General features: G+C 63.0%; 12 protein-coding genes. 7 read left to right on the forward strand and 5 right to left on the reverse strand.

The features are described 5' to 3' along the window. The first annotated feature begins 53 nt into the window (after positions 1–53). The 4 genes from GIV26_RS16050 to GIV26_RS16065 all read left to right on the forward strand — a co-directional run bounded on the left by GIV26_RS16050 (position 54) and on the right by GIV26_RS16065 (position 5,312). On the forward strand, positions 54–1,343 hold the full coding sequence (locus GIV26_RS16050; protein ID WP_003192841.1) for a M18 family aminopeptidase: 1,290 nt from the start codon (positions 54–56) through the stop codon (positions 1,341–1,343). A 200-nt stretch (positions 1,344–1,543) separates the two neighbouring features. Continuing rightward, a complete protein-coding gene (locus GIV26_RS16055; RefSeq protein WP_003192842.1) occupies positions 1,544–1,711 on the forward strand; it encodes a hypothetical protein in 168 nt (55 codons plus the stop codon). Positions 1,712–1,783: 72 nt separating this feature from the next. Continuing rightward, the gene (locus tag GIV26_RS16060; RefSeq protein WP_034126128.1) at positions 1,784–3,949 is read left to right on the forward strand and encodes a mechanosensitive ion channel family protein; all 2,166 of its coding nucleotides are present in this window, start codon (positions 1,784–1,786) and stop codon (positions 3,947–3,949) included. A 16-nt stretch (positions 3,950–3,965) separates the two neighbouring features. Next, on the forward strand, positions 3,966–5,312 hold the full coding sequence (locus GIV26_RS16065) for an amidohydrolase (RefSeq protein WP_105227541.1): 1,347 nt from the start codon (positions 3,966–3,968) through the stop codon (positions 5,310–5,312). Positions 5,313–5,423: 111 nt separating this feature from the next. On the opposite strand, the gene GIV26_RS16070 is transcribed toward GIV26_RS16065, so the two are convergent. From GIV26_RS16070 to GIV26_RS16095, 5 genes are all read right to left on the reverse strand, one after another. Beyond that, positions 5,424–5,648 carry an MbtH family protein gene (locus tag GIV26_RS16070; RefSeq protein WP_003192847.1) on the reverse strand — a complete coding sequence of 75 codons (225 nt, stop codon included), beginning with the start codon at positions 5,646–5,648 and terminating at the stop codon, positions 5,424–5,426. 82 nt (positions 5,649–5,730) lie between these two features. Continuing rightward, positions 5,731–7,131: an aspartate aminotransferase family protein gene (locus GIV26_RS16075; RefSeq protein ID WP_054896341.1), complete on the reverse strand. Its 1,401-nt coding sequence runs from the start codon at positions 7,129–7,131 to the stop codon at positions 5,731–5,733. A gap of 274 nt (positions 7,132–7,405) precedes the next feature. Continuing rightward, positions 7,406–8,173, reverse strand: a complete 768-nt coding sequence (locus GIV26_RS16085) for an N-acetylmuramoyl-L-alanine amidase (RefSeq protein WP_054896342.1) — start codon at positions 8,171–8,173, stop codon at positions 7,406–7,408. A 123-nt stretch (positions 8,174–8,296) separates the two neighbouring features. Then, complete coding sequence (locus tag GIV26_RS16090) at positions 8,297–9,619, reverse strand: ATP-binding protein (RefSeq protein ID WP_198862302.1); 1,323 nt, start codon at positions 9,617–9,619, stop codon at positions 8,297–8,299. Further along, on the reverse strand, positions 9,616–10,296 hold the full coding sequence (locus GIV26_RS16095; protein ID WP_014719307.1) for a response regulator: 681 nt from the start codon (positions 10,294–10,296) through the stop codon (positions 9,616–9,618). The genes GIV26_RS16090 and GIV26_RS16095 overlap by 4 nt, the downstream gene beginning before the upstream one ends. Positions 10,297–10,471: 175 nt before the next feature. On the opposite strand from GIV26_RS16095, the gene dsbD reads away from it, so the two are divergent. Genes dsbD through dsbG form a run of 3 tightly spaced genes read left to right on the forward strand, consistent with a single transcriptional unit; the run spans position 10,472 to position 13,781 of the window. Next, positions 10,472–12,199, forward strand: a complete 1,728-nt coding sequence (dsbD, locus tag GIV26_RS16100; RefSeq protein ID WP_236281481.1) for a protein-disulfide reductase DsbD — start codon at positions 10,472–10,474, stop codon at positions 12,197–12,199. Next, positions 12,199–13,044, forward strand: coding sequence for a TlpA disulfide reductase family protein (locus GIV26_RS16105; protein ID WP_034126122.1), 846 nt, complete (start codon positions 12,199–12,201; stop codon positions 13,042–13,044). Before dsbD ends, GIV26_RS16105 begins: the two co-directional genes overlap by 1 nt. Then, positions 13,020–13,781 carry a thiol:disulfide interchange protein DsbG gene (gene dsbG, locus GIV26_RS16110; protein ID WP_020302229.1) on the forward strand — a complete coding sequence of 254 codons (762 nt, stop codon included), beginning with the start codon at positions 13,020–13,022 and terminating at the stop codon, positions 13,779–13,781. The genes GIV26_RS16105 and dsbG overlap by 25 nt, the downstream gene beginning before the upstream one ends. Positions 13,782–14,204 lie beyond the last annotated feature (423 nt).

The raw sequence follows: 14,204 nt of genomic DNA on the forward strand, positions 1-14,204 counted from the left end.
GAATCGGCGGGGCCAATACGGTAAACTCTCGCCACTGCTGTCTGGAGCTATTTATGCGCGAAGCGTTGAATCAAGGCCTGATCGACTTCCTCAAGGCCTCCCCTACTCCTTTTCATGCCACTGCCGCCCTGGCCCAACGCCTGGAAGCGGCCGGTTACCAGCGTCTCGACGAGCGCGACACCTGGGCCACCGAGGCCAACGGTCGCTACTACGTGACCCGCAACGATTCCTCGATCATCGCCTTCAAGCTCGGCCGCCAATCGCCGCTGCAGGACGGTATCCGCATGGTCGGCGCCCACACCGACAGCCCGTGCCTGCGGGTCAAGCCCCAGCCGGAGCTGCAACGTCAGGGCTTCTGGCAACTGGGCGTGGAAGTCTACGGCGGCGCGCTACTGGCGCCCTGGTTCGACCGCGACCTGTCCCTGGCCGGGCGTGTCACCTTCCGCCGCGATGGCAAGGTCGAGAGCCAACTGATCGATTTCAAGCTGCCGATCGCCATCATTCCCAACCTGGCCATTCACCTCAACCGTGAAGCCAACCAGGGCTGGGCAATCAATGCCCAGACCGAGCTGCCGCCGATCCTGGCGCAGTTTGCCGGTGACGAACGCGTGGACTTTCGCGCCGTGCTCACCGAACAGTTGGCCCGCGAGCATGGCTTGAATGCCGATGTGGTGCTCGACTACGAGCTGAGTTTCTACGACACCCAAAGTGCTGCCGTGATCGGCCTCAATGGCGACTTCATTGCCGGTGCGCGCCTGGACAACCTGCTGTCGTGCTACGCCGGTTTGCAAGCCTTGCTCACCAGCGACACCGATGAAACCTGCGTGCTGGTGTGCAACGACCACGAAGAAGTCGGCTCCTGCTCGGCCTGCGGTGCCGATGGCCCGATGCTGGAACAGACCCTGCGTCGCCTGCTGCCCGAAGGTGAAGAATTCGTACGCACCATTCAGAAATCCCTGCTGGTGTCGGCAGATAACGCTCACGGTGTGCACCCCAACTACGCCGAGAAACACGACGCCAACCACGGCCCGAAACTCAACGCCGGCCCGGTGATCAAGGTCAACAGCAACCAGCGCTACGCCACCAACAGCGAAACCGCCGGGTTCTTCCGCCACCTGTGCATGGCCCAGGAAGTGCCAGTGCAAAGCTTCGTGGTACGCAGCGACATGGGCTGCGGCTCGACCATCGGCCCCATCACTGCCAGCCACCTGGGCGTGCGCACCGTGGACATCGGCTTGCCGACCTTTGCCATGCACTCCATCCGCGAGCTGTGCGGCAGCCATGACCTGGCGCATCTGGTCAAGGTGCTGGGGGCGTTCTACGCCAGTCGCGATTTACCCTGAGACCCAGGCGCGCCCATCGCGGGCAAGCCCGCTCCCACATTTGATCTGTGAATGCATTTCAGTGTGGGAGCGGGCTTGCCCGCGATGGGTTTCCAAACAGATATAAGGCTACCTGACTCACATCAACTGCACTTCTGCCAATCCGGCCTAGACTTGTCAGAACTTCCAGTCCCACAAGGCCGCCCCTCGCCATGATCTCAATGTCCTCATTCCACGCCATGCTGATCCCCATCGTGATCGGTATGATCATGCTCGCGGTCGGCTTCAACTTTCGCGACAAGCCTCTGGGCGTGTTTGGCATGTGGATCGGCATGCTGTTGATCCTCGGCACCGTGCTCTACAAGATCCTCGCCAAACTGGCGCAGTGACAAATGCGCTCGCATTGGGCATAGCGGCCTCGTACACTCGGTCAATTCGTCGTTTTCAAGGTTGACCGCCTCGTGTTCTCCCGTCTGTTTGCCCTGCCCTGCTACCTGCTGATCGCCCTGCTCACGCTGCTGCCAGTGATGCCCGCCCAAGCCGTGGGCTTGCCGGGGATGCTGGGCGGCTCCAGCAAGACCCAACCCCAGGCGGAAGTGCCCCTGGGGCAGTCGCTGGACGAAGTGATCAAGACCCTGGAAAACGACCAGCAACGCACCCAGTTGCTCAGCGACCTGAAAAAACTGCGCGCCGCCACGCAAAAGGCCCAGCCCGCCGCCGAACTCGGGGTACTCGGGTTGATCGGCAGTACGCTGTCGGGCTTTGAGCAGCAGTTTTCCGGCGCCGACAGCCCGCTGGGGCGCTGGTCCAATGAAGTTGACCTGGCCAAGGATGAACTGGCCGCCCTGATGTTGCCGGCCAGCGAATGGCTGCCGATCATCTTCGGTTTTGCCGTGATCCTGGCCGTATGGAGCCTGCTGGCCGCTGCGCTGATCTGGCTCAGCCATCGGGTGCGCGAGCGTTTCGGCCTGCCCGAAGAGCTGCCGCAGCACCCGCGCACCTGGGACATGCTGCGCTTTGCCCTGCGCAAGCTGGGCCCCTGGTTGATCGCCCTGGTGATCACGGTGTACCTGAGCTACGCCCTGCCTTCCTCCCTGGGCAAATCCCTGGCCATGGTGCTGGCCTATGCCTTGGTAGTCGGCACCTGTTTCTCGGCAATCTGCGTGATTGCCTTCTCCGTACTCGACGGCCCGCACCGCCACCGCGCCTTGTATATCCTGCGCCACCAGGCGTTCCGCCCGCTGTGGTGGATCGGCAGTTTTGCCGCCTTCGGTGAAGCCTTGAGCGACCCGCGCCTGGTTGCCGCGCTCGGCCAGCATCTGGCCCACACCGCCGCGACCGTGGCCAATGTAATGGCGGCGTTGTCCACCGGGGTGTTTATCCTGCGTTTCCGCCGGCCCATCGCGCACCTGATCCGCAACCAGCCGCTGTCGCGCCGACTGACCCGCCGCGCCCTCACCGATACTCTGTCGATCATCGGCACCTTCTGGTACATCCCGGCTCTTCTGCTGGTGGGCATCTCACTGTTCGCCACCTTCCTGTCGGCCGGCGACACCAGCACCGCCCTGCGCCAGTCGTTGCTGTGCACGGTGCTGCTGGTGTTGTGCATGGTGATCAACGGCCTGGTGCGCCGCCACGCTCTCAAGCCGCAACGCGGGCACAAACGCCACGCGCTGTACTCCGAACGCCTCAAAGGCTTTGTCTACACCCTGGTGCACCTGGTGGTGTGGCTGGTTTTTATCGAACTGGGGCTGCGGGTCTGGGGCCTGTCGATGATTCGCTTTACCGAAGGTGAAGGCCATGAAATAGCCGTGAAGCTGTTCGGCCTCGGTGGGACCTTGTTGTTCGCCTGGCTGATCTGGATCCTCAGCGACACCGCGATTCACCACGCCCTGACCCGCTCGCGCAAAGGCCTGGCCAACGCGCGTGCGCAAACCATGATGCCGCTGATCCGCAACGTGCTGTTCGTGACCATCTTCATCATCGCCGCCATCGTGGCCTTGGCGAACATGGGTATGAACGTCACGCCCCTGCTGGCCGGTGCGGGCGTGATCGGTATCGCCATCGGCTTTGGTGCGCAATCGCTGGTAGCCGACTTGATCACCGGCTTGTTCATCATCATCGAAGACTCCCTGGCCATCGACGACTACGTGGACGTCGGCGGCCACCTCGGTACCGTAGAGGGCCTGACCATCCGTACCGTGCGCCTGCGCGATATCGACGGCATCGTGCACACCATCCCGTTCAGCGAAATCAAGAGCATCAAGAACTACTCCCGCGAGTTCGGCTACGCGATCTTCCGGGTGGCGATCCCTTACAACATGGAAATCGACGACGCGATCAAACTGATGCGCGAGGTCGGCCATGCCATGCGCAACGACCCGCTGCAACGCCGCAATATCTGGTCGCCGCTGGAGATCCAGGGCGTGGAAAGCTTCGAGTCCGGCAGCGCGATCCTGCGCGCACGCTTCAAGACTGCGCCGATCAAGCAGTGGGAAGTATCCCGGGCGTTCAACCTGTCGCTCAAGCGGCACCTGGATGAAGCCGGGCTGGACCTGGCGACACCGCGCTTGAGCGTGCAGGTGCAGACTGCCGGCAGCGTGCAGGAGAAAGATCCACAACAATAAGCAAGGAGAGGTTGGTATGCGAATGAACGGTCTGACACACCAATGGGTTTTGGGTCTGCTCGGCGCGGTCGCGAGCAGTGCAGTGATCGCCGCCAGCAGCGGCCAGGACAGTGCCCGGGAAACCATTGCCGCCCAGGCAAAAATCCTCGAACCCAGCCTGTTGGAAACCCGCCGCGATATCCACGCTCATCCGGAACTGGGCAATACCGAAACCCGCACCGCCGAGTTGGTCGCCAAACAGTTGCGCGAACTCGGCCTTGAGGTGAAGACCGGGGTGGCCCGCACTGGCGTCGTCGCCATCTTGAAAGGCGCCCTGCCCGGCCCGACCGTGGCTCTGCGCGCCGACATGGATGCGCTGCCGGTCAAGGAAGTGGCCGACCTGCCCTTCGCCTCCAAAGCCAAGGGCACCTACCTGGGCAAAGAAGTCGACGTGATGCACGCCTGCGGCCACGACGCCCATACCGCTATCCTGCTGAGCACTGCGAAGATTCTCACCGGGATGCGCGAGCGCCTGCCCGGCACCGTGGTGTTTTATTTCCAACCGGCCGAAGAAGGCCCCAGCGACTTTATCCCCGACGGCAAGAACACCTGGGGTGCGAAGATGATGGTGCAGGAAGGCGTGATGAAAGCGCCCAAGCCCGATGCGGTATTTGGCCTGCATGTGTGGGCCGGTGTGCCTGCCGGGCAAATCGCCTACCGACCGGGCCCGACCCTGGCCAGCTCCGATGACCTGCGCATCAGGATCCTCGGCAAACAGACCCACGCCGGCCGCCCCTGGGACGGTATCGACCCGATCACCGTTGGCGCTCAAACCATTGTCGGCCTGCAGACCGTGGTCAGCCGCCGTACCGATATTTCGTCATTCCCCTCTGTGGTGAGCATCGGCACCATCAACGGTGGCACCCGCTATAACATCATCCCCGAGTCGGTGGACATGAGCGGCACCATTCGCTCCTACGACTACGGTATCCGCCAGAAGCTGCATGCAGACGTGCGTCAAACTGTAGAGAAAATCGCCGAAAGCGGTGGCGCCAAGGCCGAAGTGACGATCATCGAGAAGTACGACCCCACCATCAACAATCCGGCGCTGACCGAGAAAATGCTGCCGAGCCTGCGCTGGGCGGCTCAGGATGATGTGGTGCAAGGCCCGTTGGTGGGTGGCGCCGAAGACTTCTCGTTCTATGCCAAGGAGGCGCCGGGGCTGTTTGTCTTCCTGGGGGTGACCCCAAGGGATCAGGACATGAGCAAGGCGGCGCCGAATCACAACCCAGGGTTCTTTGTGGATGAGTCGGCGTTGGTGGTAGGCGTGAGGACGCTGGCGTCGTTGGCGACGGATTACCTCTATACCCACACATCACTGTAATGCTTGATGTGGAGGGGGCTTGCCCCCGACAGCTGGGTGTCAGCTAAACATTGGCTGGCTGATACACCGCAATCGGGGGCAAGCCCCCTCCCACATTTGAACCCAGGTGAATCAGTTGGCGAGGGCCGCGCCATCCATTTTCTGGCGCAGGCTCAACGGCCGCATGTCGGTCCACACTTCCTCGATATACGCCAGGCACTCCTTCTTCATGCCACTCTTGCCCACGGTGCGCCAGCCTTCCGGCACGGCCTTGTAGTCGGGCCAGATCGAATACTGTTCTTCATGGTTGACCACTACCTGAAAGAGGATGTCGTCGCGGTCAAATACTGAGGTCATTGCTGTTCTCCGTTGCTCAAAGGCTGGCTGCGCACCACGCGCAGCACTGATATCTGTAGAAACGTACCAAGGGCCTGGAAAATTACAGGCTGGCCACGGCCGCCGCCAAGGCGCGCCCGAAAATCTCAGCCACCTGGTCGACTTCGCCAGCGGTGATCACCAGCGGTGGCAGGAAACGCACCACACTGCCATGGCGCCCGCCCAGTTCCAGGATCAGCCCGCGCTTGAGGCATTCGCGCTGCACCAGCGGCGCCAGCTGGCGATGCACCGGCGGGTGGCCCTGACTATCAGGCGTGCCAGTCGGGTCTACCAGCTCCACCCCCAGCATCAGCCCACGCCCACGGATATCCCCCAGGTGCGGGAAGTCGCGCTGCAGGATGCGCAGGTGTTCGCCCAGGCGCTCGCCCATGGTCGCCGCATGGCCTGCCAGGTCGTGATCCTTGAGGTAGCGCATCACAGCCGAGCCCGCCGCCATCGCCATCTGGTTGCCGCGGAACGTCCCGGCATGGGCGCCCGGCAGCCAGGTGTCGAGCCAGTCGCGATACACCACCACCGCCAACGGCAGGCTGCCGCCAATCGCCTTGGACATGACCACCACGTCCGGAATGATGCCGGCGTGTTCGAAGGCAAACATTTTGCCGGTACGCCCAAAACCGCTCTGGATCTCATCGACGATCAGCGCCACCCCCGCTTGCGCGGTGATACGGCGCAGGCCACGCAGCCAGTCGAGGTCCGCCGGGATTACGCCGCCCTCACCCTGGACCACTTCGACAATCACCGCCGCTGGCAACAGCACGCCGGCTTCCGGGTCGTTGAGCAGGTTTTCCAGGTAATGCAGGTTGACCCGCACACCTTCGGCGCCACCCAGCCCAAACGGGCAACGGTAGTCATACGGGAATGGCAGGAATTGCACGCCATTGCCGAGCAAGGCGCCCAAGGGTTTCTTTGGCCCCAGGCTGCCCATCAAACTCAGCGCGCCCTGGCTCATGCCGTGATAGCCGCCCTGGAACGACAGCACGGTGCTGCGCCCTGTGGCAGTGCGCACCAGCTTCAAAGCGGCTTCCACCGCATCAGTGCCGGTGGGGCCGCAGAACTGGATTTTCGCTTCTCGCGCCAGTTCCGATGGGAGCAAACCGAACAGGTCCTGCACGAATTGATCCTTGACCGGCGTAGTCAGGTCCAGGGTATGCAGGGGCAGTTCGTCGCTCAGCACTTGCTGGATGGCCTGGATCACCACCGGGTGGTTATGCCCCAGCGCCAGGGTTCCGGCGCCGGCCAGGCAATCGATGAACCGGCGCCCCTCGACGTCCTCCACGTAAATGCCCTTGGCGCGTTTTAGTGCCAGGGGGATGCGCCGTGGGTAGCTGCGGGCGTTGGACTCCTGCTGGCGCTGGCGGGCCAGCAGCGGGCTTTCGTCAAACTGATAGAGCGTTTCCGCGGCCTGCACCGGGGCGTCTTCGATACGGCTGGTAGCGACTGACATCTGTGGATCCCTCAATACGCTGATGATCGTGACCAAACTGCCGATCCGTTGGCGTCTGGCCCAAGGGCATGCGCACGGATTTCCTGTTGTGGAGACGCTTCAGCGTGAAAAGGATTTAGGGGACGAGGGTTGTTAACTGATGAATGAAGATCCAATTGTAGGAGCGAGCTTGCTCGCGAAAAACTCCCCGGCGCCGCGTTTATCCAGAAAGCCCGCGGTATCGTTGACGTTTTTCGCGAGCAAGCTCGCTCCTACATTTGAACAGTGCTCGGTATTAAATCCCGCGGTACTTTTCGTTCAGGGCATACAAGATCGCGCAGGTCTCTGCATCCAGGAATCCACAATAATCCCGTGGCCGAAAGTGCATCTGGAACGCCCGGGTGCGCTGTTCAAAGGCCCGGCGATTCTGCGCGGGCTTGTAGCCATAACGCTGAAACGCCCGCTCCACTTCGACCTCCGGCGGCAAGCCGAGACAAAAGCGGCGCTGGTACATCGCCCGGCTCGATTCATCAAACCAGGCCCCGATGCCGGCCTCATGCAGCACACGCCAGGGCAACCGAGGCCCAGGGTCGCTCTTGCGCCAGTAGGCCACGTCCGAATGCCCGAGCCAGTCAGTGGGGCCCACCTGTGGATAGCGCTCCAGCAGGTCGCGAAGCAATTCAATCAGTAGGTCAATCTGTGCCGGTGCGTACTCCGGAAAGGTAAAGACCCCCGCTTCATCCCGCGCCAGGTTGACGATTTCAATGCCCACCGAGCGGCTGTTGAGATCGGCCTTCCCCGCCCAATAGCTCACGCCTGCGTGCCAGGCGCGCTGGTCCTCGTCCACCAGGCGAAACACCCGCAGCTCTTCATAACCGGCAGCGCGGTAGCTGGGTTCAGCGGGGTCGGGCAGCAGATAGTGGGCGCTGACGCCATCTTGGGTGAGGGTGCGTAGCGAGGAAGCAAAGGGCGCGGCCGTGTAGTGCACAAGCACCTGCTGCACGGATTCGCCGCGGCGGTCGTTGAAATCCCTGGCGGGGAAACTGGTGTCGATCACCAACATAAGAACAGTCCTTTTCAATTCAGGCCGACTCATTCGGCCCGTTCAAGCGCAAAAAAATTACCGCCATCCTGAAGGCTTGAGCCTCAGGCGGGCGGTAATTATTTGCCACGTGAATAGGACTGCTCAGCGCCGCAACGGCATGCCCAGGTCGACCCGCATACCATCGGGCTGGCTGTCGAAGTTCAACGAGCAGGAACAGCGCTGCACGATCGCCTGGACAATCGCCAGGCCCAGGCCACAGCCTTCGCTGCTGCCATTGCGCCAGAAGCGTTGGGTGAGGTATTGCAGGTCTTCGCTGGAGATCTGCTGGCCATGGTCACGCACGCGGAACACCACGTTATCCGGGGTAGAAAACACCTGCAGTTCCACGCGGGTATCGGCCGGGGTATGGCGCAAGGCGTTGTCCAGCAGGTTACGCAAGGCCGCGACGGCAAGGCCCACAGGCATTGCCACTGGAACAGGGGAAAGATCCGGCGCCAGGATCAGATCAATGCGTGAATTGTCGCCGGCGTTGGCATCCTGGATCGCCAACCGAGCGACTTCCTCGGCACTGGACTGCAGGCCATCGTCAAACGACAGGCTGCCCTCCACCCGCGCCAGCAACAACAGTTGCTCCAGGGTGCGATGCAAGCGATCGGCGCCCTCCTCGGCGTGCGCCAGGGACTGGTCGCGGGCCGCGCCCTCGGTCATGCGCGCGACTTGCAGGTGGGTCTTGATCGCGGTCAACGGGCTGCGCAGTTCATGGGCGGCGTCACCGGTCAGGCGACGTTCGCGCTCGATGGTCTTGGCGATGCGCTGCAGCAATTGGTTCTGGGTGTCGAGCAACGGCTTGAGTTCACTGGGCAGAGGGTGAATCTGCAGAGGCTCGAGGGAGTCGACACTGCGCCGCATCAGGGCATCCCGCATACGGTTGAGCGGCACCAGGCTCTGGCCAATGCCCAGCCACAGCAGGCACAGGCAGCCCAGCAATGCCACGCCGACCGGCACCGACGCCGCCAGCAGGATCGACAGGTTGAGGGCTTCACGCTCCACCTGGCGGTCGGCGGTGGTGATCAGCAAGTCGCCACGGGACAGGGTAAAACTGCGCCAGCCCACACCGTCGATGATCTGGTCGCGAAAGCCGCTGCGGCGCGACTCCAACCCTTCCTCCGGCGTGGTATGACTGCGCGCCAGGATCTCGCCACGCAAGGAGCTGACCTGGCAAGCCATGCCACCCGGCACATTCAGTTGTTCGGTGCGCAAATGCGCGCCCCCGCTGACGCTGGCCAGGCCCGGCATCTGCTCGGTGAGCCCGGCCACCATGCGCGCAGAAGCCACCAGGCGCTGGTCGAGGGAAAACATCATCTGGTTGCGCAAGTCGTTGAGCATCCAGGCGGCCGCCAGCACCCAGATCAGTACAAAAGCGGCGCCCAGCTTGAACGTCAGGCGCAGACGCAAGCTCTTCACGGCGTGTTTTCTCCCCCATCAGCCGTGCCGAGGCGATAGCCCAGCCCCCTGACGGTTTCGACGATGCCATTGCCCAACTTGCGCCGCAGGTGGTGGATATGCACGTTGAGGGCGTTGCTTTCCAGTTCGTCGCTGAAGCCGTAGACGCTGTCCTTGAGCTGTTCGCTGGACAGTACGCGGCCCTTGTTGTGCAACAGCGCCTGCAACAACGCCTGTTCACGCCGGGACAGGTCCACCGGCTGGCCGCCGAGGAAGGTCTCGCGGCTGCTGGGGTCGTAGGCCAGGCGCCCATGTTCAATCAGGTTGACGCTGCGCCCCGCCACGCGGCGTAACAGGGTTTGCAGGCGAGCGGCGAGTTCACGCAAGTCGAAGGGCTTGAGCAGGTAATCGTCGGCGCCGGCTTGCAGGCCGTCGACGCGGTTGGTCACCGAGTCCCGCGCGGTGAGGATCAGCACCGGAATGTCCAACCCCTGGCTGCGCTGTTGTTGCAGCAGCTTGAGGCCGTCTTCGTCGGGCAGGCCAAGGTCGAGCACCATGATGTCGAAGGCCGCGGCCTTGAGCATCGCCCGCGCCGCCGAGGCCGTGGCCACGCGCTCCACGGTAAAGCCCTGGGCGGTCAGGCCGGCCACGATGCCACTGGCGATCAGTTCGTCGTCTTCACAGACCAGTACGTGCATGGTTAACCCTTCATGAAAGATGGCGCGATTAGAAAAGCCACGGATTAAGCGCGCATTATGCCGCTAAAGTTCGCAACACCGGACAATCCCTACGCTCTAGAATAGCGGCGGTTAATCATCGGTTAATCAACGCCACACATTGTGTGCCTCACTTGCATCGAACTAAGGCTTGACCATGCGGCATCTGTTTACCTTTCTGCTGGTGTTGTTCGCGGGATTCGCCCAGGCAGCGCCGGGCAGCCCCTTCGAAACCAAACCCGACTTCCTCCCGGTAGGCAAAGCCTTCGCCTTTACCTCCGAACGTCTTGAAAGCGGCGAAACCCAGCTGTTTTGGCAGATTGCCGACGGTTACTACCTGTACCAGCAGCGCATGAAGTTCGACGGCCTGGCCGAAAAACCCGTGCTGCCCGAGGGTGAAGCCCATAGCGACGAGTTCTTTGGTGAACAACAGGTGTATCGCCAGGGCCTGGAAGTGAAGATCCCCGCTGGCACCACCGGCCAGGTCAAACTCGGCTGGCAGGGCTGCGCCGATGCGGGCCTGTGCTATCCGCCGCAGTCGATCACCGTGGACCTGGGCGGCAACCCGGCCGTCGCCGCGACCGCGCAAGCCCAGGATCAAAGCCTGGCCAGCGGCCTGCAGCAGCGCAGCCTGGGGTGGAGCCTGCTGGTGTTCTTCGGCCTGGGCCTGCTGTTGGCGTTTGCGCCCTGCTCGTTGCCGATGCTGCCGATCCTCGCCGGCCTGGTAGTGGGCAGTGGCGCCAGCCCGCGCCGTGGCTTTGCCCTGGCCGGCAGTTACGTGGTGTGCATGGCGCTGGTGTATGCCGCCCTGGGGGTGATGGCCGCGTTGCTCGGCGCCAACCTGGCGGCGTTGCTGCAAACCCCGTGGATCCTTGGCAGCTTTGCCGCGTTGTTCGTGCTGCTCGCCCTGCCGATGTTCGGCTTCTTTGAGCTGCAACTGCCCGCCTTCCTGCGCGACCGCCTCGATAACGTCAGCCGCCAGCAAAGCGGTGGCAGCCTGGTGGGTGCCGGTGTGCTCGGCGCGTTGTCCGGCCTGCTGGTGGGGCCGTGCATGACCGCGCCCCTGGCTGGCGCCCTGCTGTACATCGCCCAGAGCGGCAATGCGCTGCACGGTGGGCTGATCCTGTTCGCCATGGGCATCGGTATCGGCATCCCGCTGTTGCTGCTGGTGACTGTGGGCAACCGCTTCCTGCCCAAGCCGGGCACCTGGATGAACGTGCTCAAGGGCATCTTCGGCTTCCTGTTCCTGGGCACCGCGGTGCTGATGATTCGCCCGGTGGTCGGCGACAGCCTGTGGATCGGCCTGTGGGGCGCCTTGGCGCTGGTGATGGCGTACTGTGGCCGGGCGCTGGCCCGTGAGTCCGGCCTGGCGGCCAAGGTATTCGGCGCTGGTTCCCTGGTGCTGGGTCTGTGGGGCGCGATGCTGGTGGTGGGGGCGGCCGGTGGCAGCGATGAGCTGTGGCAACCCTTGAAGGTCTACAGCGGCTCAAAGGTCGCCGGTGCACCGAGCGCCCACGATGCCTTCACCACGATCAACGACCCGGCCGTGCTGCAAAGCCAGCTCGACAGTGCCAAGGCCCAGGGCCAATGGGTGCTGCTGGACTACTACGCCGACTGGTGCGTGTCGTGCAAGATCATGGAGAAACAGGTGTTCGGCAAACCCGAGGTGATGGACGCGCTCAAAGACGTGCGCCTGTTACGCCTGGACGTCACCGCCGACAACGCCGCCAGCCGCGAGCTGCTGGGCCGCTACAAAGTGCCAGGGCCACCGAGCTTCGTGTGGATCGGCCCGGACGGTGAAGAACGCCGCGCCCAACGCATCACCGGCGAAGTAGACGCCGCCGCCTTCCTGCAACGCTGGACCCAGACGCGGGACGCTCTCTGATGCTGACCCTCACCATCGGCACCTTCGCCATCGCCCTGAATCACCTGCTGCTGATCAGCGCGCTGATTCTCGCCACCCTGGTGGGCTGGCGCGTGGCCAAGCGCGGCGGCGAAAACCCGGAGTCGGTGCTGTTCAGCCTGTTTCTGCTGGGCCTGCTCGCCGCCCGCGTCAGCTTTGTGCTGATGTACTGGAGTTATTACAGCCACGACTGGGTGGAGATGGTCGACCTGCGTGACGGCGGCTTTCTCGCCTGGCCCGGGATCATCGCGCTGATCCTCGGCGCGCTGGTCTACGGCTGGCGTCGCCCTGCCCTGCGCAAGCCGCTCAGCGCCGGGGTGATCACCGGCCTGGTGTTCTGGGGCATGACCAGCCTGTCCCTCAGTCTGTACGAAAAAGGCACGCGCCTGCCGGATATCACCCTGCGCAATGCCAATGGCGAGGTGGTGCAACTGGCGGATTATCAAGGCGGCCCGTTGGTGATCAACCTCTGGGCCACCTGGTGCCCGCCGTGCCGACGCGAAATGCCGGTGCTGGAAAACGCCCAGCGCATGCGCCCCGATGTGACCTTCCTGTTCGTCAACCAGGCCGAAAGCATGCAAAGCGTCAGCACTTACCTGGCCACCCAGGGCCTGAACCTCGACAACGTGCTGTTCGACGCCAGCGGCCGCCTCGGCCAGGCCGTGGGTTCCATGGCCTTGCCGACTACGTTGTTCTACCAAGCCGATGGGCGCCTGATCAACAGCCACCTGGGCGAACTCTCCGAAGCCAGCCTGGCCCGTGCCATGGAACCCTTCGACAACACCACGACAAGGAAACCGACATGCCTCGCCTCCGCCACCTGCTGACCCTGCTGCCTTTGACGCTAGCCGCTACGCTGGCCCAGGCCGAAGACCTGCCGGCCCCGATCAAACAGATCGAAGCCAAAGGTGCCAAGATCATCGGCAAATTCGATGCCCCCAGCGGCCTCACCGGCTACGCCGCCCAGTACCAGAACCGTGGCATGGCCTTGTACCTGACCGCCGACGGCAAGCACGTGATCGCGGGCAACCTGTACGACGCCCAAGGCAATGACCTGAGCACCGCGCCCCTGGAAAAACTGGTGTACGCGCCGATGGCCAAGGAAGTCTGGGCCAAGATGGAAAACAGCAGCTGGATCCAGGACGGCGATAAAAACGCCCCGCGCACCGTCTACCTGTTCAGCGACCCCAACTGCCCGTACTGCAACATGTTCTGGGAACAGGCCCGCCCGTGGGTGAAGGCCGGCAAGGTGCAGTTGCGCCACATCATGGTCGGCATCATCCGCGAAGACAGCCCAGGCAAATCCGCCGCCCTGCTCGCCGCCAAAGACCCGCAAAAAGCCCTGCAAGAACACGAAGCCGCCGGCAAGGGCAGCAAGCTCAAGGCGCTGGAAAAGATCCCGGCCGAGGTCGAGGCCAAGCTTGATGCCAATATGAAGCTGATGGATGAACTGGAGTTGTCGGCGACGCCGGCGATCTTCTATCTGGATGACAAGGGTGGGTTGCAGCAGCAGCAAGGGGCGCCTTCGCCGGATAAGTTAGTGAAAATTCTCGGGCCAAAATAAGCGCCGCCCTCGCGGGCGCCATCGCAGGCAAGCCAGCGATGAGCATAGGTATCTACACAACTTCGGCACGACGCTAAATCTGTGGCGAGGGAGCTTGCTCCCGTGACGGCCTGGCAGCCGACACAGATATAACTGATGCCCCGCGATCCAATGTGCGAGCTGGCTTGCCTGCGATGAGCATAGGTATCTACACAACTTTGTGGGTTGTAACAGCAGACGGTAACCACGATGCGAAGCGAGTCGCTCTTGCTCTTGATCTGCTTTTGATCTTGATCTTAAGCGCCCCGTTAAACCACGCTGGCCGGAATTCGACAGGGATTTGGGGGGTAAACCGGCAGGGATGCCGGTTTAGCCGCCCCGCGCCATGGATGGCGCGTGGCGGCGGCCCCCCAAATCACTGGCGGATTACGGGCACACCGAGCC

The sequence above is a fragment of the Pseudomonas sp. PA-1-3F genome (assembly GCF_021609665.1).
Taxonomy (GTDB): domain Bacteria; phylum Pseudomonadota; class Gammaproteobacteria; order Pseudomonadales; family Pseudomonadaceae; genus Aquipseudomonas; species Aquipseudomonas paracarnis.